At 64.2% G+C, this 21,320-nt stretch carries 17 protein-coding genes; all 17 read right to left on the bottom strand.

The genetic code is table 11. From position 1 onward, the window contains the following. Positions 1-7: 7 nt before the first annotated feature. The 17 genes from AC04SH_RS24200 to AC04SH_RS24120 all read right to left on the bottom strand — a co-directional run bounded on the left by AC04SH_RS24200 (position 8) and on the right by AC04SH_RS24120 (position 21,158). Positions 8-784 (bottom strand): TfuA-like protein, encoded by a 777-nt coding sequence (locus tag AC04SH_RS24200; RefSeq protein ID WP_488576961.1) that lies wholly within the window; start codon positions 782-784, stop codon positions 8-10. Continuing rightward, a complete protein-coding gene (locus tag AC04SH_RS24195; RefSeq protein ID WP_488576960.1) occupies positions 774-1,961 on the bottom strand; it encodes a YcaO-like family protein in 1,188 nt (395 codons plus the stop codon). The genes AC04SH_RS24200 and AC04SH_RS24195 overlap by 11 nt, the downstream gene beginning before the upstream one ends. Position 1,962: 1 nt before the next feature. After that, on the bottom strand, positions 1,963-4,944 hold the full coding sequence (locus AC04SH_RS24190) for an ATP-binding protein (protein WP_488576959.1): 2,982 nt from the start codon (positions 4,942-4,944) through the stop codon (positions 1,963-1,965). A 478-nt stretch (positions 4,945-5,422) separates the two neighbouring features. Next, complete coding sequence (locus AC04SH_RS24185) at positions 5,423-6,406, bottom strand: substrate-binding domain-containing protein (protein WP_488576958.1); 984 nt, start codon at positions 6,404-6,406, stop codon at positions 5,423-5,425. 69 nt (positions 6,407-6,475) lie between these two features. Beyond that, positions 6,476-7,528, bottom strand: a complete 1,053-nt coding sequence (locus AC04SH_RS24180) for an ABC transporter permease (RefSeq protein ID WP_203281102.1) — start codon at positions 7,526-7,528, stop codon at positions 6,476-6,478. Further along, entirely contained in the window at positions 7,528-9,045 is a 1,518-nt protein-coding gene (locus tag AC04SH_RS24175; protein WP_488576957.1) for a sugar ABC transporter ATP-binding protein, read from the bottom strand. Before AC04SH_RS24175 ends, AC04SH_RS24180 begins: the two co-directional genes overlap by 1 nt. Further along, the gene (locus tag AC04SH_RS24170; protein WP_203281105.1) at positions 9,042-10,040 is read right to left on the bottom strand and encodes a LacI family DNA-binding transcriptional regulator; all 999 of its coding nucleotides are present in this window, start codon (positions 10,038-10,040) and stop codon (positions 9,042-9,044) included. Before AC04SH_RS24170 ends, AC04SH_RS24175 begins: the two co-directional genes overlap by 4 nt. After that, a complete protein-coding gene (locus AC04SH_RS24165) occupies positions 10,024-10,170 on the bottom strand; it encodes a hypothetical protein (protein ID WP_488576956.1) in 147 nt (48 codons plus the stop codon). The genes AC04SH_RS24170 and AC04SH_RS24165 overlap by 17 nt, the downstream gene beginning before the upstream one ends. Before the next feature lie 190 nt (positions 10,171-10,360). Continuing rightward, on the bottom strand, positions 10,361-10,897 hold the full coding sequence (locus AC04SH_RS24160; RefSeq protein ID WP_488576955.1) for an isochorismatase family protein: 537 nt from the start codon (positions 10,895-10,897) through the stop codon (positions 10,361-10,363). A 265-nt stretch (positions 10,898-11,162) separates the two neighbouring features. Further along, positions 11,163-13,175: an amidase gene (locus tag AC04SH_RS24155; protein ID WP_488576954.1), complete on the bottom strand. Its 2,013-nt coding sequence runs from the start codon at positions 13,173-13,175 to the stop codon at positions 11,163-11,165. Positions 13,176-13,443: 268 nt separating this feature from the next. Next, positions 13,444-14,691 carry an ABC transporter permease gene (locus AC04SH_RS24150; RefSeq protein WP_488576953.1) on the bottom strand — a complete coding sequence of 416 codons (1,248 nt, stop codon included), beginning with the start codon at positions 14,689-14,691 and terminating at the stop codon, positions 13,444-13,446. A 27-nt stretch (positions 14,692-14,718) separates the two neighbouring features. Further along, positions 14,719-15,423 (bottom strand): ABC transporter ATP-binding protein, encoded by a 705-nt coding sequence (locus AC04SH_RS24145; RefSeq protein ID WP_488576952.1) that lies wholly within the window; start codon positions 15,421-15,423, stop codon positions 14,719-14,721. A gap of 5 nt (positions 15,424-15,428) precedes the next feature. Further along, positions 15,429-15,887: a hypothetical protein gene (locus tag AC04SH_RS24140; RefSeq protein ID WP_477234407.1), complete on the bottom strand. Its 459-nt coding sequence runs from the start codon at positions 15,885-15,887 to the stop codon at positions 15,429-15,431. A 116-nt stretch (positions 15,888-16,003) separates the two neighbouring features. Then, positions 16,004-17,746, bottom strand: coding sequence for an alkaline phosphatase (locus AC04SH_RS24135; RefSeq protein WP_488576951.1), 1,743 nt, complete (start codon positions 17,744-17,746; stop codon positions 16,004-16,006). Positions 17,747-17,933: 187 nt separating this feature from the next. Beyond that, positions 17,934-19,463 (bottom strand): WD40 repeat domain-containing protein, encoded by a 1,530-nt coding sequence (locus AC04SH_RS24130; RefSeq protein WP_488576950.1) that lies wholly within the window; start codon positions 19,461-19,463, stop codon positions 17,934-17,936. A gap of 106 nt (positions 19,464-19,569) precedes the next feature. After that, complete coding sequence (locus AC04SH_RS24125; protein ID WP_488576949.1) at positions 19,570-20,340, bottom strand: exodeoxyribonuclease III; 771 nt, start codon at positions 20,338-20,340, stop codon at positions 19,570-19,572. Positions 20,341-20,513: 173 nt separating this feature from the next. Beyond that, positions 20,514-21,158 carry an alpha/beta hydrolase family protein gene (locus AC04SH_RS24120; RefSeq protein WP_488576948.1) on the bottom strand — a complete coding sequence of 215 codons (645 nt, stop codon included), beginning with the start codon at positions 21,156-21,158 and terminating at the stop codon, positions 20,514-20,516. Positions 21,159-21,320: the final 162 nt, after the last annotated feature.

Here is a 21,320-nt window from a genome sequence, read left to right as displayed (position 1 = left end):
TGTCACGTCAATATTCAGTGGAGCGATAAGTCACGAATTCTTGCAAGAGGCCTGAACATTCAAGGTCAAAAAGGAACGCCTCGGTGACTTCAAACGGGCGACTGCGGGGCGCTACACCTTCATTAGGGAGGGATAAGTTAGCTAAGAGGCGAAGCAATCCAATCGCGTCGGCTCGCTTTCGCTTGACTTTATTGAGAGCGATCCAACCTTTGAGGTCTTGTAATTCCGTGTCATGTCGACCGCCCAAAAGGGCGATCGAGAGGATCTGGTCATAGCTGCGGTCGGTGAAGTGGAGCGACTGCGCTTCATGCTCCAGGTAAAGGCGACACTCCCTTCCAATGATGCACTCGCGTTCAGCTCTACGGAGTGTCAGCCTTATGTCGAGCAGCGCGTCGCCCAAGGCAAACGAGCCGAACTCTGGCGGCGCCATGGCCACTGCAACTTCGGCGTCGTCAGCCATGACAGTGCGTCGATACCATCTGAAAACAAAACCGTGCCCGACCATCCCCTGGCCAGTCAATTCGGCCGCCCGGATTGCTCCCATGCTGGACGCGCCATAGACCTGCACGCCGACGGCCATAGCCCACAGAATCTCCTTATGGCGAACCGCAGGTCGCTGCGCAAATTCGCCGTCAACAATGGCAATCGCTGCGGGCCGATGCTTGAGGACGGCCCGCACTACGTCGCCTTGGCTAACTGGAGGCAGGTAGATTGCGTCAAGATGCGTCCGAGCTTCCGTCGCCGCGATTGTTGGGCCGACAAACACAACGACGTCAGACCTCATCTTCAAGCTCCGGGTTTGACTGCAAAGGCGGCGCAACGACCCGAACGACATGAACGGGAATGCTTTCGTCCGAGAATAAGATCACCGCCACTACCGCGCGGGCCCCCGCCACCCGCAAGGCGTCAAGGCCCGCTCTCAACGCGTTGGCGGTCTCAGGACGCGATCGAGCGTCGGGATAGCGAGATCCGGACCTTGTCAGCATGTCGCGCCACGCAGAAAGCTCGCGCTCGCCAGGCGCCGCGTAGAACTTGCCAGTTACGTCTTCGCGGGCAGCAGAAATGACCCCAAGGCGCGATTGGCAGGCTTCGAGAAGTGCCTTGGCCAGGGCTCGGTCATCAGTAACATCACAACCGAAACCGGCAGCAGGGAGTGGTGCTAGCGGAGGCCGCCCGGTTCTCTCCATGACATGGCACCAGTAGACAGGCAGCCCATGGGCGGAGGGGAGTGACCAAACACCGACCGCAAAGCCAGCATGAGCCAGACGTTCGATGATCTCGCCTGCCGTGCCGTCATGAATGGTTCCTGTTTCGACTTGGAAGCGGTCAAAGAAATGCGGCGTTCTCATCGCGATACAACGCGCATGGCGTTCCAGTATCTCCAAGCAGGCATGCCCCATCGCCTGCTGGAGACTGGTTCCAGCAGCAAGGCCAGCTGAATTCCTCGGCAACCAGCGCGGATGCGGTGAAGGAATGGTGTACGCGGTGTCGACCAGAGCAAGCGGCACCGGGCATGGCTTGGCTGCCACGAGATCCCAGCCTTCGATCCAACCCAGTGGTGAATGGCGTTCGGCCGGTAGGAGTTGGTCAAGCAAGTGGGACCAGGCGCCATCCCCGTCAACCGATGCAAGGCCAGTTTGCCACGTCTTCTCAGCCGATATGCGTTCTGACGCCCAGCCCTCAAGTGATTCCATGAGGCCCGAGATCGCAGCCTGGGCGTAAGTCAGACCCTTCCCCTGGTTGACGGCAACCGAGCGCGAATCCGGTCGGACAACCTGGACAACCGGGATACCGATCCAGTCCAGTCCGGTAACGGACCCGAGCCTGGTAATGCCGAATTCGCGCTTGCGCTCCAGAATCCGGTTGACCGTAACCCACGTCTCATCCGCAGCCGGGAACGGCCCTTGCAGCAGAGTATCAAGTGCTTCCTCAGACGGAATCCGCATCGCCCGATCACTCACCTCAGACCCCATGAAGGCGCAGGTCATCCTCGGCGCGCGCCGCGAGCCACTTGGCGCCTTGGCCCTCTGCCGTCTGGATGGCTCGACGGAGGTCGCTCACGACACGCTGCGGGTTGTCTCCCAATACTTGCCGCAATTGCGCTCTGCGCCGATACAGCTCTGAAAGCCAGAACCATTGTCCCTCTTTCCGCCCGAGCAGGATCGCCTTGTCGACGAGCGCTGCCGCCTCAGCCGGCCTACCCGAGCGCTGCAAGATCTCGGACTGCATGTCGATATGGATGGACATATTGTCGCCGGTCCCTATCCTCTGCTGCAAGTCGAGTCCGTGCTCGAACTGGTTGGCGCCCCGCTCGAGTGAGGAAGACATGGCCTCAGCCCACCCTCCAAAGATGTCGGCGCGTGCGAGGCTCGCGGCTAATCCGTGTTGCTCGGACACAGAGCGCATCCGCTCCGCCAAACTGGCCACGTCGTGGTACCTGCCCTGACAGCGACGCAGTACGATCGTATAATGTAGAGCGTGCACGATGCTGCCGACGTGGTCGGTTGCGGCTGCCCATTCCAAGCACTGGCTGATTGCCACCTCACTGAAGGCATGCTTGCCCGTAAGGAGGTTGCAGAGGGCGCGCTCACCCAATCCGCATACCTTGGCATCATGCCCACCGTAGAAGGCGCGGTCTCTAATAGCGCGGTCAGGATCATACAGCGCGAGGCCTCTTGCGACGCAATCCAAGCAGAAATCGTGTTGCGCGGCCTGAAAACTTGTTGCCCATGCGCAATGGTAGGACTGAAGACGCGTTTCGACATCTTCGGCGCTCCTCATCTCGTCGACCAGCAAATGTGCGCGCGATTGCTGTGTGCGAATGTTCGGTGCCGTAAACCACCACCCCCAATACAGCGAAAAACGCTCGGCCCTGTTAGCCACCGGCTGCCGGCGCATGAGTGACACGGCACGTGCATAAATCTTGCGCGCTTTTGGCGATCCTTCTCCTTCGAGGGAAACCGATACGACCCCTTGAAGCTGTAGCAGGTCGAGCAAGAGCACGGTGCGAGCGCGCCGCCGAGGCATCGCATCGATTTGTTCAGTCGCGAGCTCCAGCAATTGGTCCGCCTCTTGCATCGCCGAATGCAGCACACATGCTTCGCCGGCGCTCAGAGCGAAGCGCACAGCCTCGGCATGCATACCCCCTTGTGCGCACTGCCAAGCGGCAACGCCTGCAGGCAGACTCGGGACGTCTTCTTCAATCAGCAGACGTCCGATGCGTTTGTGGATGCCGCGTCGATCGCTCTTGAGAAGGCTCCCGTAGGCCGCTTCGTGCAGAAGGGCATGGCGAAAGCGATAGATGTCGCCGTTAGTATCCTTTCGCTCAATGACCCGGTTCGACGTAAGGGCGTTTAGATCGGCCTCCAGCGTCGAGACGTCAATGCCATCGAGAAGGTTACGCAATAGAGCAGCGCTGAACTCCCTTCCGATGACACTTGCAAGCTGAGCGACTCGACGGGCATGCCCGACGTCGGCAAGCCTGGCTGAAAGGAGGTCATTCAGCGTAGAGACCCCGCTTTCATTCAGCAATTTCCTCCAGCCTGACGAACCTTGTGCCAAGGCATGCCGGGCCCGCATGAAAAGGGTAAGTTCCTCGGCATACAGGGGCATTCCATCGCATTTTTGCAGAACAAACGAAGTCACGTCAGGAGGCGGCGCTTCTCCCCAAATCGAGGCCACCAAGTGACTCATCGCCGCGTGATCGAGACCCGAAAGCGTCAATGTCTCACGCCCTGTACCTGAGACCGCCGACCGGGACGTTTGGACAAGGAGCATGGGCAGCGTCTGCACGTGTGCTGTCAGCACGTCGAGCAGTTCCAAGGTCATATTGTCTGCCCAATGAACATCCTCGACGGCAACAAGGAGCGGGCCCTTGGATGCCCTGCTGCAAAGCAGTTGGGCTGCCGCGTCAATCACTTCTTTCCTGCGCTGCTGGCCGGACAGATCGGCCGGCCAGATGCTCCCGGACGTCGCTCTTCGTTGTTCACCCACAAATTCGGCGATCACCGTCGCAGCGTTGGCATCAACCGCTATTCCTGCCTGTCGCAGAGCCTTGCGTAACGCACTGCCGTCGCGACTCTGAAGTGCCGACGTCCCAAGGGTCGTCTCAAGAAAGCCGATGAATGGATGCAAAGGCTGGCTGGTGAGACGCGCGTGGCATTGCAAAGCGAAAGCGGAGTCGTTTTCAGGTTGGAGTTGACGGCGAAGTTCGCTCACAAGCCTGGATTTACCTATCCCCGCATCGCCCAGAACCACCATTGACCGGCCCATTCCCTCGCGTGCAGCGCGCCATGCTACCCGCAGCTTGCCAAGTTCCTCGTGGCGGCCGCGCATTGGCGTGCGCTGCTCCGGGTTGGGCGAGAATCGCTGCGCCGTGGCAATTGTCGAAAGCGGGCGCCAGATTGGCATCGGGTCGGCAAAGCCCTTGAGATGGGCACCGCGCAGGAAATGGTAGTCAAATCGATTACGCGTTAGTAGATAGGTCGAGTCGGCGACAACGACCGTATTCGGCTCCGCCTCTGCCTGGAGCCGAGCGGCCACCACCGGTGCTGTTCCGATGATCCCACTGCCGTCGGAGGAAATGACGACTAGGCTGGTAGCCACCCCTACTCGGATTTTGAATGGATGGTGCTGAGCCTTCTGAAGCCTGACCGACCCATCGATCAGGTCGAGCGAGGCCCGCACGGCCTTTTCTGCGGAGTCCTCCGTTTGCTCAGGATAGCCAAAGTAGCTGCACCCCCCATCGCCCAGCTTCTGGTGGAGGAAACCGCCATGACGCTGGATGACCTTTTCGGACGCGCGGTGAAAATCTGCCAGTAAACGGGAAAACTCTTCCGGATCACTGCGCTGCAGCAACTCTGTCGATCCAACGACGTCGTAGAAGAGCGCGGTTACCTGGCGCCGCTCGCCAGCGAGCTGAATTGCTTGAGCAGAACTCTTCATCGTCAGCGGCCGCCAAGAATGAGCCATAGGCTGGTCAGAACACTCCATTTGCAGCAGCTAAGCAAGCGATGCCGCGAAGAGGCACATGGTGATCGCTCGGAACGGCGGTCCGAGTTGAAAGCAGACGGGAGTTCGATCTTCTCGCGTTGGCTGGCTCCATGATGGGAACGTGTTTCGGCTTCCTAGATGCGACGTCTGGCTGGATAGCCAGCGCCTTCCGAGGGTCGCCGGAGGCGCGCCTACCTCCGTCAGTCGTTTTCTGGCCTCGACCATATCGTCCGTTCAACACCCGCCACGAGCTTTGATGAACTCGTCAGCGCGCATGCGACCAAGGGCGGGTTGAACGAACAGGTATGGCACCGCAGGTCATAGCAACCGATATGAGGCGCGAAGCGCGCCATTCGCCGTAACTTGCCGGAACACAACAAGGCCCCTTCCGGGGCCTTGTGCATCAACCTCAGTGCCGGGCTCTACCCCCCTATTTCCCCATCAGCTGCTTGGCATTCTCGGCCGTGATCGCCGTCGTTTCCACCGTCACCGTCGGTTCCACCGATGTCGCGCAGTCCAGCAGGATCTTCTTCGACATCTCGATCGCTTCCTTGGCGCCCGTCGGGTAGGTGAAGGTCGCGGCCCAGTCGCCCTTGGCCACCGCTTCGATGCCGCCTGCCGGGCCCGGCAGGCCGTCTGTGCCGATGATCTTGACGTCCTTGCCCGCGCCCTTGGCGGCGAGCAGCGCGCCGGCGGCCATCATGTCGTTGGAGGCGTAGAGCACCTTGATGTCGGGGTGCGCCTGCAGCATGGCGGCGAAGGCGACTTGCGCTTTATCCGGCACCCAGTCGGCAGCCTGCTCGGCCACCACCTGGATCTTGGCGTTTTCCTTGACGCCGTCCTTGAAGCCGTTCAGGCGTTCGACCGCCGGCGTCGAGCTCGGCAGGCCTTCCAGCACCGCCGTCTCGCCGCCATCGGGCAGCAGCGTCTTGGCGGTGTATTTGCCGGCCTCGAGCGCGATCTTGTAGTTATCGCCGCCGATGAAGGCGGTGTAGTCCTTGCCGGGGTCGCCGACTGTCTTGCGGTCGAGCTCGATGACCGGGATGCCGGCATCCATGGCACGCTTCACCGCTGGCGTCAGCGGTGCCGCCTCGAAGGGCGAGATCAGCAGGATGTCGACCTTCTGGGTGATGAAATTGTCGACCTGCGAGGTCTGCGTGTTGACGTTGCCGGCGCCGTCGGCGATCTGCAGCGTGAAGCCAGGCACTTCCTTGGCCGCCGCCTCCAGCTCGTCATTGACGTGCTGGCGGTAGGGCTCGGCGTTGTTGGCCTGCGAAAAGCCGATGATGAACTGGCCGTCCTTGGCGCAGGCTTTCACCAGCGGCTCGGCGGCGTAGGCGGTGCCGGCAATGCACAGGCCGGCGCCGGCCAGAAGCATGGCCTTGAGGGTCGATGCTCTTGTAATGGTTCTCATAACTCACTCTCCTCCTCGTCGGGCCGGGGGGCCAGACCTTGGTTGACGTCCACGTGTTGCCGTCTCCTCCTAACGACCCAAACCCTCGCGGCGGCGAACGAGGGATTGAAGCACTGCCGCCAGCACGATGATCGCGGCGGTCGCGAGCAGCTGCATGGCGGGGGTGATGTTGTTGAGCTGCAGGATGTTGGCGAGTGCGCCCAGCATGATGGTGCCGGCAACGGTACCGACCATGGAGCCGGCGCCGCCGAACAGGCTGGTGCCGCCGATGACCACGGCGGCGATGGCTGTGAGCTCATAGCCCATGCCGTCATTGGCGCTGCCGAAATTGAACTGGCCGGCGTGCACGATGCCGGCAAGGGCGGCGGCAAAACCGGTGATGGCGTAGACCGAGATTTTCACCATCGACACCGGCACGCCGGAAATGCGCGCGGCGCGCTCATTGCCGCCGACGGCAAAGACGTAGCGGCCGAAGCGCGTGGTGTTGAGGACGATGGTGGCGATGGCCGCAAAGACGATGAAGACAAGCGTTGCCACCGGCACGGTGTTGTTGAACAGGCGCTCGCCCAGCACGGCGAAGACAGGCGGCGCCAGGCCCGGCCCGTCGCCATAGGAGATGTTGATGTACTGATTGCCGGAGACGACCAGCGCGAGACCGCGCGCGGCCTGCAGGCCGGCCAGCGTGACGATGAAGGGTTCGAGCCGGAAACGGGTGGAGATGGTGCCCTGGATGGCGCCGAAGACGATGCCCATGACCAGCACGGCGAGGATGGTGGGGATCAGCCCGAAGCCGCCGGAGATCATCATCGAGGCGGTGACGACGCTGGACAGGCCGAGCACCGCGCCGACCGACAGGTCGATGCCGGCGGTGATGATGACGAAGGTCATGCCGATGGCGATGATGCCGGTCTCCGACACGGCGCGCACGATGTTGGCAATGTTGTCTGGGTTGAGGAACAGGATCTCGCCGTGGCGGCGCGGCGAAAAGATGATGCCGCCGATCGCCACCAGCACCAGGCCGATCAGGCTCTGGAAGCGCACGATCAGCGCCAGCGGGTCGCGATGTTTTTGAGGCGCCGCCGTCACGGGTGCGCCTGCCGCTGAAATCTTCTCGTCAGACATCAGGCCTCCCTGCCATTTGCCGCGGCCAGCACCGTGTGCTCGTCGACGCCGCCCATGAATTCCGCCACATTGCGCCCCTGGCGCAGCACCACGATGCGGTCGCACAGACCAATCAGCTCCGGCATCTCGCTGGACGCGACCAGTATGCCGAGCCCCTGCGCCGCAAGCGCCCGCAGCCGCGCGTAGATCTCGCCCTTGGCGCCGACATCGACGCCGCGTGTCGGCTCGTCGAGCAGCAGCAGGCGCGGGTTGCCGAGGATTTCCTTGGCCAGCACCACCTTCTGCTGGTTGCCGCCGGAAAGCGCGCCGACGGCGATGTCGGGGTTTTTCGGGCGGATGTCGAACTGGCCGAAAGATTCCTTCACCGCCTCGGCCTGGCGGCGCGGCGAGACCAGCCAGTTCGGCGATATGCGCCGGATGACCGACATCACCAGATTGAGGCCGACCGCCATGCGCAGCATCAGGCCTGAGCCCCTGCGGTCGTCGGTGACGAAGGCGATGCCCGCGTGGCGGGCGGCCTTGATGGAGTCGAGTTTCACCGGCCGGCCCGATATGGCGACCTCGCCCTCCCAGTGGCCGGACAGGCCGGTGCCGTAGAGCGCGGAGAGCAGCTCGGTGCGCCCTGCCCCCATAATGCCGGCAAGGCCGACGATCTCGCCTTCATGGACATCGAGCGACACGCCCTGCGGCGCCTGCCAGCCGGCGCTGTCGCGGGCGAGCTTGAAGCTTGCATCGCGCAGGCTGAGCAGCGGTTTTCCCGCGCCTTTGGCACGCTGCGGATAAAGCTCGTCGAGCGGACGCCCGACCAGCAGCCGCACCAGCTCGGCCTGCGGCGCGTGTGGCTCGGTAATCCCGGCGACACGGCCGTCGCGCATCACCGTCACACGGTCGGCAATGCCTGGCACTTCCTCCAGCCGGTGCGAGATATAGACGATGCCGACGCCGGTGGCGGCGAGCTTCCTCATGATGTCGAACAGCCGCTCGACTTCGCCCACGGTGAGCGCGGCCGTCGGCTCGTCCATGATCAGCACGCGCGAGGCATAGGACAGCGCCTTGACGATCGCCACCACCTGCCGCTGGCCGATCGACAAATCCGCCACCATCGCCCCTGGATCGATGGCGATCTCGATCGCTTCCAGACGCTTCTTTGCCTCGCGGCGCATCGCCGGCACGTCGAGGAAGCCGCCAGGACGCATCAGTTCGCGGCCGAGGAACAGATTGGCCGCCACATCGAGCGACGGCACCAAGTCGAGCTCCTGGAAGATGGTGGCGATGCCTGCCGCTTGCGCCTCGCGCGGGTTGTTGAAGGCTACCTGCTTGCCGTCGATCTCGATCGTGCCTTCGTCCGGCGTGTAGACGCCTGAGAGAAGGTTCATCAGCGTCGACTTGCCGGCGCCGTTCTCGCCGAGCAGCGCGTGGATCTCGCCCGACTTGAGGTCGAAGTCGACGCCGCGCAGCGCCTGCACGCCGCCGAAGCGTTTTACCGCGCCTGTCATCACCAGCAGCGGCGCGGTCATTTCGGCCTCCCGCAGGATTGGCGGGTTTGCAGCGTCGCCTGCAGCCGCACCGAACGCGGCGCGGACGCGGTCGACGCGATGCGGGCGCTGAGCAGCGCCGCCGCCTGCCGACCGATCTCGGTACAAGGCTGCTCGATCAGCGTCAGCCTGGGCTCGAAACAGTCGGCCCATTCGAAATCGTCGAAGCCGACCAGCGACAGGTCGCGCGGGATGGAAAGACCCTTTTCGCGGATGGCGCGGACTGCCCCGATCGTCGTCATGTTGTTGCCGGTAACCAATGCGGTGGGCGGCGTGGGCAGCGACAGGATCGCATGCGTCGATGCGGTCGCCGCCGCCGTGTCGACATTCTCCGGCGAGACATAGTGCGGCACGCTTTCAAGTCCATTGGCGGCGAGCGAGGCCTGGAACGCCTCGATGCGCTCGCGCGTCGTCGCCAGCCCCGGCTGCCCGGCGATATAGCCGATGCGCTTGTGGCCGAAGGAAGCGACATGGTCGATCAGCGCGCGCATCGCCGTGTCGTTCTCGACGCCGATCTGGTCGAAGCGGTCGTCGGCGAAGCGATCGATCAGCACGCACGGCACCTTTTTGTCGGCGAGATAGTCGATGGCGCGCTGCGGCGAACCCGACGGCGCCAGGATGACGCCGTCGACGCGGCGCTGGTGGAAAGCGCGCACCACCTGCAATTCGCGGTCGGGATCTTCCTGGGTGTCGGACAAAAAAACCATCAGGCCGAGCCGTGCGCATTCGGCCTCGACGGCGCAGATGATGTCGGTGAAATAGGGGTTGGAGATCGCCGAGATCGCCAGGCCGACGCTGTTGGTGGTGGACGCCTTCAGCGAGCGCGCCAGCTCGTTGGGCTGATAGCCCATGGCGGCAATGGCGTCGTTGATCAGCTTCGCCTTCTCCAGCGAAACGAAGCGCGTGTTGTTGACGACATGCGAGACGGTCGACACCGACACGCCGGCGCGCCGCGCCACCTCAGCCATTGTCGGCAATAAAATGCAGCGCCTGCAAGCGCTCCTCCCTATGCGTTTCCCGTCCGCTCTGATGGCGGATTTCGGGCGAGCTTAGGGTGATCGAAACGTTTGCGCAATCGATTCGATGGATTTTTTTGGTGGGGCTCATCTCCCCCTCGAGGGGGAGATGTCGCCGAAGGCGACAGAGGGGGTCGGTCCGACTGGGCTCGGCCTCCTTGCGGCAGATGAGGCTAGCGCTTCACGCGCGGCGACCCCCTCTGGCCTGCCGGCCATCTCCCCCTCAAGGGGGAGATCAGCAGCTTCCGCGCAGCCTCGAGTCTTCGGTGCGACGACGCGCGTCAGCCTTCGGTCAGCGCCTTGGTCGTCACCAGCGTGACACCGGCATCGGTGAAGTCGGCATTGTACCGGGCGATGATCTCGGCAGCGGTTTCGCCTTCCGTGTCCAGCGTCGAGTGCGCATCGGAAACCACGGTGACGGCGAGGCCTTCGGCCAAAGCGCCTTTGACGGTACCGGCGATGCAGAAATCGGTCTGCGCGCCGGCGAGCACGACTTCATCAGCCCCCTGCCCGGCGACCCAGGCGCCAAGTTCGGGATTGGAGAAGGCGTTGCGCACGCTCTTGGAGAATGTCGGTTCGTCCTTGGCCTGACCGAGTTCCGGCCACACCGGCCAACCCGGTTCGCCCGGCGCCAGCGGATCGCCGGCCGGCCCGTCATGCCGGACGAAAGCGACTTTGCGCCCGCTGCCCCGTGCCCAGTCGATCAGCGAACGGGTGCGCGCGGCAATGCCCGGCGCATTGTGGATCGGCGGCTCGACGCGCCCGTCGAACATGTTGGTCTGGAGATCGATGACGATGAGGGGGGCGAGTTTTGACATGGCGCGAAGATAGCGCGGGAGGTGGGAGGGTCAAGCGGCGCTTAATCTCCCCCCTTGAGGGGGAGATGTCGCCGAAGGCGACAGAGGGGGTCGCCGCGCGTGAAGCGCTAACCTCCTTGCGTCTGCGACAAAGGGGCCGAGCCCGGTCGAACCGACCGCCCCCTGGCCTGCCGGCTTTCGTCACTCGCAAAGCCAAGCAATTGGCTTTCCGTCCGCTTCGCGGACCGCTCCTCAACCCCCACAAGGGGGGAGATTAGCTGTACCCTCACCCGATTCCGCCCGTCACCACATAAGCGCCGGCGGTGCGTCCGTCCTCGAGCCGCACGATCGCCGTGACGATCGAACCGTAGGAGCCGCGCCAGACACTGTGCGTCCGCTCATGCGCGGCGGCCGGCACCACCACGCTGCTGTGAAAACTTGCGCCGCTCCGCTGCATGGCGACGGGCTCGCCATTGACGTGGACTTTGACGCCTGCCGTCTCCGCGTCATTGGCGTCGAGCTCGACGGCTACGGCGATCTCGGCCTGGTCTCCCTGCTGTCTCGTCTCAGCGACAAGCCTGAGCGCCGGCGGCGGCGCGTCGCTGGCCCGCAATCCACCGCGCTGCGCGAACACATCATCCGCCAGTGCCGGCGTGCGCGGCGGTGCGGTGCGGCGTCGGGTGGCGCGCTCGTAATCGCCGGCGAATTGCAGCAGCCTGACATCGTCATAAGCCTTGCCCGCAAAAGTCAGCCCGACCGGCATGCCGATATCGGCCATCGTGCCCATCGGCACGGTGACGGTCGGGATGCCGAGATGGCGCCAGACCAGATTGCCGTTGGCGACCCAGGTGCCGTTGCGCCAGGCAAGGTCCGCCGAAGCTTCGTTGATATCGGCATCGGCCGGCCCGACATCGGCGACCGCCGGAAGCATCACGGCGTCGAGCCTGTTCGCATCCAGCCAGTCCTCGAAATCAATGCGCCGCGTCGCCTCCAGCCCCTTGAGCCCTTCTGCCAGGCTGGGGATGTCCCGGAGCGGCGTCACGCCCTGCCTGGCGCGGGTGACATAGTCGGCCAGATCGAAGCCGTCATCGCCATAGCGGTCGGGCAGCGTGCCCGGCGGCTGCGGGAAGATTTTGGGGCCGTCGACCGAAGCCAGATCGGGGATGGCCGGGTCGGCATTGGCGCGCAGAAAGTCGTCCCAGCCCCAGATGCAGAGATCCCAGATTTCGCGCTCGGCGAAGGCTTCCGGGACCAGTCCGCGCTCGACCATGGTTCGCGCGCCCGGACGGTCACGCTCGTAGTTGGAGACCACGGGGAAATCGACCTCGACTACTTCCGCGCCGAGCTTTTCCAGATCGCTTGCCGCCTGCCGCCAGAGGTCGACCACCGAGGCTCTGACCTCGATGGGCTTTGTCGCTTCGCCATCGCTGCCGATATACATTTTCGGCACGCCGAAGCGCTTGCCCTTGAGGGCGCCTTCCAGCGCCAGACCGGTATAGCTTGGCGGCCTGAGTGTCGAAGCCTCCGGGATGGGCACCCAAGGCTGCACGCGCCAGAAATCGCCGCGCGTCTCCTGGTCGTCGGTGACGATCACGTCGAGCAGTTCCAGCATGTCGGCGATGCCGCGCGTGTGCGGCACAACCACATCCATGGTCGGCACCAGCGGCCAGTTGCCCCGGACCGAAATGACGCCACGCGACGGTGTATAGGCAACTAGGGCGTTGTTGGACGCCGGCGCGCGGCCCGACGACCATGTCTCCTCGCCGAGCCCGAAGGCGGCCAAGCTGGCGGCGGTGGCCGTACCCGAGCCGTTGGACGAGCCGGAGGCGAAGGCGGCGGTCAGGTAGTCGCCATTGTAAGGGCTTTCGGCGCGGCCATAGACGCCGCGCTGCATGCCGCCATTGGCCATGGGCGGCATGTTGGTCAGCCCGATCAGGACCGCGCCGCCGGCCCGCAGCCGCGCGATGGTGAAGGCGTCCTCATTGGCGACGAGATGCTCGAAGGCCGGCGAGCCGGCCGCCACCGTCAGGCCCCTCACCTTGTAGCTGTCCTTGGCGGTGTAGGGGATGCCGTCGAGCGGCCCGAGCGTGGCACCGTTGCGGCGCCGCAGATCGGACGCGGCCGCCTCCTCGAACATTTTGGGGTTGAGCACCGGCACCGCATTCAGCGCAATGCCGTGGCGGTCATAGTGGGCAATGCGCCGGAGGTAGGCGCCAACCAGCTCGACGCTGGTGACGGTGCCGTCCTCCAGGGCGCGGCGCAGGTCGGCGATCGAGGCTTCGACGAGGTTGAGGGACATGGGATTCTCAAGAGGCAGCAGCAAAGGAGTCTTGGCATCGGGCGACGCAAGTGTCACGCCTCAAACGATGGGCATGGTCGGTGACGCTGCTGATCTCCCCCCTTGAGGGGGAGATGTCGCCGAAGGCGACAGAGGGGGTCGCCGCGCGTGAAGCGCTAACCTCCTTGCGTCTGCGACAAGGGGCCGAGCCTAGTCGAACCGACCCCCTCTGGCCTGCCGGCCATCTCCCCCTCGAGGGGGGAGATCGCTGTCACTCGCCCGCCCCAGCTCAGTTCCTTAGCGCCTGCGCGGGCGATTGGCGGTAGGCGAGGATCGATGGCACCACCGCCGCCACGCCCGCCACGACAAGCAGGAGCAGCGCCGAGCGCATATCTTCGATGCGGAATGCTACGGGCATGGAAAAACCGCTCGCCTCGGCCATCGTATGAGCGATGGCTCGGGCGGCCAGATAGCCGAAGAGGAAACCGAGCAGGACGCCGGCGCCGACGATGACAAAGGTTTCCACCCAGACGATCCCGAACACCACCCGGCGCGGCGCTCCGAAGGCGCGCAGAGCGCCGATCTGATGCCTTCGCTGGAGAACATGGACGATGACGACCAGAAGAATTGCCGCCGCGACGAGGAATTGCGCGCCGGCGGCCACCACGGAAAGGATGCGCCTTGCATCGCCTAGGGTCCCGTAAAGCCGGGTCAGCACTTCGCCGGGGAAGACCGCCAGCGTGCGTTCGCTGCGGTATTGCTGGCGCAGCTTGTAGGCGTCGGCGATGGTGTGCGGTTTTACCAGGACAGCCGGCAGGCCGGGCGCCGAGGGATCGAGAACGGCATCGGGGTTGATCCGCGCATCGAAACCGTGCGGCTCGGCACCGTCTTTTGCGTCAACCTGCTCGACCAGTGCGGCAATTCCGGCTCGTCCGTTCTCGTGCCTGTGAACATGCCACACCGCCTCGATCGGCACGATGATCGCCCGGTCCCAGGCGGTGCCGGTGGGGCTGAGGCGCCCGACAATCGTATAGGTGAAATCATTGTGGATCTCGGTCGCCGCATGCAGCTGTCCGTGCGCGGGGTGAAAGCGGGCGCCGACGCTTTTGGGCACGGCAGCGCCGACCAACGCATCGCCAAGCAGCGCAAATGTGCGGCCTTCGGAGACGCCGCCCAGTCCGTCGACCAGCGCTTGCGTGGTGCCGACGATCGGAAAGTTTTCGACAAAATCGCCGAAGCCGACCGGCGCTGCCCAGGCCACCCGCTTGTCCCTGATGAGGCCGGCAAGCACATCGCCCGGCATCAGCGACAGGGGTGCCGCCTGCAGAAATACCGAGGACAGCACCAGCTGGGTTTCGCTGCCTGGCGCGCCGATCACGAGGTCGAACGCATCGGCGGCTTGCGCGCTGCCCAGCCGCAGCGCCCGCTCGCTGAGCGTCACAGCAACCCCGAGCGCGGTCGCAAGCGCGATCAGCAGCGCCACGGCAGCCACGCCGATCCAGTGGCGCCTCAGATCCGCGGCGATGAAGCGGAGCATCGGCTATTCCTTCTTCCACAGGCGAGGTCAAAAAGCTTCATCGCGCATGTCCTGCAATGTCGCTGTGTCGCGCGTCACCTGACCCGCCTCCAGACGGATGATCCGATCGAGCCTTGCGATCAGCCGTTTCTCATGACTGGCGACGATGAGGGTGGTTCCCGCCTCGCCGGCCAATTGCAGCAAAAGGTTCGCCACGGCGATACCGGCATCGGCATCGAGGCTGGCGGTGGGCTCGTCGGCGACGACAATGGCCGGCCTTGTCACCAGCGCCCTGGCAACGGCGACCCGCTGCATCTGCCCGCGCGACATGGTTTCGACCGGCTGTCCCGGGCGCGAGATTTCGACCCGTTCGAGCAGCCGCAGTGCTTCGGCCTTCAGATCAGCCACGGGGCGGACCCTCGACAATCTGCCGGGCAGCAGCACGTTCTCCAGCGCCGACAGGCCGGGGCAGAGATAAAACTCCTGCATGACCAGGCCGACATGGGCGGAACGCCAGCGGTCGCGCCTGGCTTCGGAAAGGCTGGAAAGCTCGGTATCGCTCCAGCGCACCGATCCCTGCCGTATCCTTTCCAGCCCCGTCACGATGTTGATGAACGTCGTCTTGCCCGATCCCGAAGGCCCGGTCACGGCGACTTTTTCGCCAGGTCGGATATCCAGCGCAGGCACAGCGAGCGCCGGCTTCTCGAGGTCGCGGAAGGAAACCCGCAAATCCCGCACGGACAGGCCGAGCATGATCGCTACGCCCGGCGAAAATGCGCGTCGACGATGCGCAGGAGGCTGACGAAGCCGGTTTCCGGGTCGGTCCAGGAGCCGGTTTCCAGCCGGCCGGCCACCTCAATGAGGGCGTTGGCCTGTTCGAAGGTTTGCGCCTGGTCGAGATAGACGACGACGATGTTGTCTGGCCAATCGGCATCGGATGAGCAGAAGGGACACAGCGCCATCGGAATCTCGGTCAGGACGAAGAATTTCGCCTCGGCCTTGAGCGGCGGCGCCATGAAACCCCGCATGGTCACATCCTGGCCGGCAAGCGTCTTGACCTTGTCGGAGAAGCTCATGCCGAGCACGCCGATCTTGGCGTAGAGGTCATCGAAGGTGAGCGGCGCGGGCGCGGCCGACGCGCGGCGCAAAGCCTGGGAAAGACAGACCGTAGCCGAACCGAGCAGCATGCCGCGACGGGTGATCGGTCTGCACTCCATGATTGCTATTCCCTTGTCGATTGGCGCGGGCGCCGTCAGCGCCCGAACCATCGTCCCTGGCCGCTCCATCCGCAAGCACCGGATGGAGCGGCCGGGATCATCATAGACTGCGCGGCTCAGTTCGTCGCCGGCGCCAGTCCGAGCGCATCGGCGAGGACTTTATAGACGTCGCTCTCCTCCATGTAGCCCTTGAAGCCTTCCGCGCCTGGGCCGGTGGCCTGCAGCACGACGTCGTCGACGGCATGGACCGCTGTATCGGCCGACTTCGGCAGATTGCCGATGCGCAGCACCGCGCCGGGCACGTCCTTGTACTTCTCGTTGGCGACATACTGCTTGCTCTCGTTCTGCACCGCCGGCACGAACGGGCCGTCAAGCTTGGGGCGGAACGTCTCGTAATAGTCGGGGAAGCTGGCGCCGAAGATCGCCAGACGACGCGAGACATCGACGCTGTCGGGGTAACCGTCGTTGTTCTTGTCCTCGTAGTTCGGGAAGCCGGCATCGGCATAGACACCGACCTTGTCGCGCATCTCGGGGCCCGGCTTGCTGTCGTCGATGGTGCCGACGATTGAAACGCTATGGGTGTGGTCGCCGGTCATCACGATCATCGTGTCGGGATGGGTCTTGGCGAATTCCATCGCAACGCCGACCGCCTTGTCGAATTCGATGACCTCGACCATGGAGCGCTCCCAGTCCATCGGATGCGACATCTTGTCGACCGAGGCGCCCTCGACCATCAGGAAGAAGCCTTCGGGGTTCTTCGACAGTTCGCCAAGTGCAACATTGGTCATTTCGACGAGGCCCGGCTGATTGGGGAAGGTTTCCACGGTGCCCTTCTTGAGGAAGTCGCGATCCAGCGTGACGTCCATGTTGCCGGTATGGAACAGGCCGAGGATCTTGCCGGTGTTGGTCTTGGCTGCAGCCTCGAGTTCGGTCTTGTCGGTGGCAAGGGCGTATCCGGCATCGCGGAATTTCGCGATGTAGTCAGTGTCGTCCTTGCGCTTGGAGCCGGCCGTGCTCTGCGGCAGGAAATAGGCGGAGCCGCCGCCGAGGATGACGTCGGGCTGCGTCTGGTAGAACATGCCGACGATGTCGGCCTTGTCACTGCGGCTGCGGGTATGGGAGACGACGGCTGCCGGGGTGGCGTCCTCGATCTCGGCCGTCGAGACGACGCCGATCGACTTCTTGCCGGTGCGCCGCAGAGCCTCGGCGATGGTCTCGACCTTCGGGTCATCCTGGCTCGGCTTGGTGCGGTCGGCATAGACGCCGAGCGCGTTCACCGCCGTCTTGTGGCCGGTCATGTAGGCCGACATGGTGTTGGCGCTGTCGGTGGCGATGGCGTTGGTCGACGACGTGCCGATAAAGGCCATATGGTCGAGATCGTCCATGTTGAGCCGGCCGTTCGCCTTGCCTTCGGTCATGCCCTTGGACATGATCCGCGCGCCGGTGCGATGCGCAACGGAGAGGCCGTCGCCAAGCAGGAAGATGACGTTCTTGGCGCGCGGGGTCGCCGAGGTTCCGAACACCTCCCATTTGACGGACTTGGTCTCGTCGCCAGCCTTGGCTTCGATCTCATAGGTGCCGGGCTGGGCGATGCTGGCGGCGCGGATCAAAATGGCGGAGGCATCGACCCCCTCTTCCTTCTCCACGAACTCGACCTTCTTGCCGAGAACCTCCTCGGCCGGCTTGCCGTTGATCGTCACCGTGACCTGGTCGGGGGTGACGACCTTGTCGAATTCGACCTTCAGGTCGAACGGCGATTGAGCGAGGATCGTGGCGCGGTCGAGAGGATAGATCGTGGCAGCACCAGCAGCGCTGGCAAGACTTGTCGTAACGGCAAGCGCGATGAGAGGGCGAAGCATAAGTGACCTCCAAAATTGACTGATAAAAGGCAGTTTTTTGGTAGTCGTTGCCGATGTCCGTTATATGACAAAACCTCGCCCGGGGCGCTCACATTCCGGGTAGTCCGGAGCCGGTTGAGAATCGGGATTGAACGAAGCTGCCGATGGGCGCATCGCTGGCCTGCCGGCCACGACCCAATCAGCACCCTCACTGCGGTGCGCCGGCGAACAGGATTTCGCCGTCGCCTGTCGCCGGCCAATCCCTGATGGTGCGGTCATCGCCGCCGGTGAGCAGCGTACCGTCGAGGGCGAAGGCGACGGCGTAGATCGGGCCGGTGCGGCTGTCGAACATGGCGGTCTGGTTGCCGGTGTCGACATCCCACAGCCGCGCGGTGCCGTCGAGCGAGCCGGAGGCCAGGCGCTTGCCGTCGGCCGACAGCGCCAGCGCGTAGACGGTGCCTTCGTGGCCGTCGAAGCGGCGCACCTCCCTGAACGTGTCGAGGTCCCAGAGCTTGATCATGTAGTCGCCGCTGCCGGTGATGACGTGATGGCCGTCGGCGGTGAAGACGGCGCCGTAGGTGCCCTGCTCATGGCCGTGCCAGCTGCGCAACTGCTTGCCGCTTTCGACGTCCCAGAGTTTCAGCGTGCCGTCGATGGAGCCGCTCAGCGCGCGCGTGCCGTCGGCCGAGATGGCAACCGTGCTGATCGGCCAGTCGTGCCCGGTCATCACATGCAGCGCGGATTTGTTGACCAGGTCCCAGACGATGACGTTGCCGGTGTCGTGGCCGCTGACGGCGCGCTTGCCGTCCTGGCTGATTGCCAGCTTGCGGACACCGCCATTCTGCCCCGACGAGAACACGTGCAGCACCATGAACAGGGCCGTGCGCGCCATGTCCTTGTGCTCGCCGAGATTGCGGATCAGTCTTTTGCCGGCAATGTCCCAGAGCTTGATCATGTGGTCGGTGCTGGCGCTCATGATGTCGCGGCCATCGGCTGACACGGCGAGCCAGACGACGGCGTCGCGGTGACCGTCGGGCTCGGTCGGCAGCGGCGGTTCGGCCGGCGGCAATGGCGCCACGGTTTCCGGTGGTGAAGGAAGTGCGGGCGGTGACGCCGGAGCCGGTGGCGGAGCTGCTTCCGGTGGCGGGGTCGCCGGAGCAAGCGCGACTGCGGGCGGCTGTGCCGGCGCTGAAGGCGGTTGGACCGGAGGCTCGGGCGGGTTGGTTGCCTGTACGGGTGGAGTTGGCTCAGGCGGGATAGCGACCGGCGGCGAACTCGGCGGAGTTGGCGGCGCCGCCAGGTCCGGCGGAACACTGGCGATATCCTGACCCTTCGGCTCGGCCTTGGGTTCCTTCGGGGCGGCCACCTCGCCGCCCGGAGCGGAGCGATGAACCAGCCATGGGCCGAATCGATCGGCCAGCAGCGCCAGAACGACAAGCGCCGGCAGAACCAGGAAAACTTGCCGCAGCCGCGGCCTGCCGGGGTTTTGCACCTCCGCCGCTCGGCCGAACAGCGGTGCTCCGGACAGGTGGGCCGAACCGCGCGGCAACAGGCCGGCAAAGAACAACAGCGCCCCGACTACACAGACCGCGCCCGCTACCAAAAAGGCCACGGAGCGCATGGACGCGAAGGATGCCGCGATGCTTGCGTCGCCCTGCGCCAGACGCTGCATGGCGAAGCAACCGACGCCGATAACCAGCAAGACCAGCGCGAGCAGCCTGTCGGCACCCCTGTTCATTGGCTTTCTTCCCCAGGCCGCGTGCTGTGCGGCCGCCCTGTCACGAAACTAGCAACGAAACGCGTAACGCAAAATGCCAAGTATGAAAGTGGCTGACATCACGCTGCTACTTCAATTCCACCCACACCGGCGCGTGGTCGCTGGCGCCGTCCTCGCCGCGAACATCGCGATCGATGCCGGCAGCAGTGAGGCGGCGAGCCAGTTTCTTCGACAGCAAAATGTGGTCGAGCCTCAAGCCGGCGTCACGCGGCCAGCGGTTGCGGCGATAATCCCAGAATGTGTAGAGCGTTTCCTTCGGATGCTTTTTGCGCAACGCATCCGTCCAGCCCTGATCGAGCAACCGCTGGAACGACGCGCGGCTTTCCGGCTGCACCAGGGCATTGTCGTCATAGGAGCGGGTGGCGTAGATGTCGCGCGGCTCGGGCACGATGTTGTAGTCGCCGACCAACGCCACCGGCAGGTCGGTGTCGAACAGCTGTTCGGCATGTGCCTCCAGCCTTTCATGCCAGGCCAGCTTGTACTGGAATTTCGGCCCCGGCTGCGGGTTGCCGTTGGGCGCATAGAGGCAAGCGATGACGACACCATTGACGGCCGCCTCGATGTAGCGGCTCTGCTTGTCGGCATCGTCGCCGGGCAAGGCGTCCGCGGTCAGCACCGGCTCCGATCCTCGCGCCAGTATGGCGACGCCATTCCAGGTCGGCTCACCTTTCCACACCGCGCCATAGCCGGCGTCTGCCAACGCCGTGCGCGGAAACTGCATGTCGCGCGCCTTCAGCTCTTGCAGGCAGACGACGTCTGGTTTGGCTGACGCCAGCCATGCCAGCAGGTTTTGAAGCCGGCTGTTGATGTTGTTGATGTTGAACGAGGCCAGTTTCATTTTCTGACGCCGAAGGCGCCCCTCGTTTCGTCATCCTCGGGCTTGACCCTGGCGTCCATGCCGTGCCCTCTGCCGTGGAACTCGGCAGGGCAGAATTCTTGACCGTTGCTGCTCTCAAAAGTCACGGCATGGATCCTAGGGTCTGCGCGCGTCGCTTCGCTCCTTGCTTCGCCCTAGGATGACGAAGCCGATGGCCAGGCCTTCACCGTCTCCGCCAGCGTCTTCAGATGATCCGCCGTCGAAAAACCGGAAATCGCCTTGCGCGGCTTCAGATCGTGGTCGCCGTCCTCCAGCCAGACCACTTCGATCTTGTCGGAGAGACCGTAGCTTGCGACCTCTTCCCTGGTGCCGAATTCGTCGCGCGTGCCCTGAAAGATCAGCGTCGGCGTCTTGAGAGCGGCGAGATGTTTTGTCCTGAGTTGCTCGGGCTTGGCCGGCGGATGGAAGGGATAGCCGAGGCAAATGAGGCCCGAAATCTCGCCCTTGGCAAACATTTCGTCGGCGACCATCGAGGCGACGCGTCCGCCCATCGACTTGCCGCCGATGATGAGCTTCCCGGTGACGCCCTTGGCCCTGAGGTCGGCGATTGCCTTGATGTATTCCGGGTTCACCGTCTCGGCGCGGGGCGGCGGCTTGCGCTGACCGTAGCGGCGCGCCGCCATATAGTGGAATTCGAAGCGCGCGACCTGGAAGCCGGCGGTGGCCAGTGCCTGGGCCGTGGCGGTCATCGAAGGCGAATCCATCGACGCACCGGCGCCGTGAGCCAGCAGGATGGTGACGGAGGCGGTGTCGAAGCCGTCGAAGAGGAAGGTGGTCATACGAGCTCCAGCGTTGGTGACCCCTTCTCCCCTTGTGGGAGAAGGTGGCCGAGCGCAGCTCGGTCGGATGAGGGGTGCTCCAGGGAAGGCCAGCGTCTCATTCCTTCCAACACCCCTCATCCGTCTCGGCGCTAGCGCGCCGATCCACCTTCTCCCACAAGG

Source organism: Mesorhizobium sp. CNPSo 4688 (genome assembly GCF_057784295.1).
This window is presented reverse-complemented; position numbering and strand designations above follow the sequence as displayed.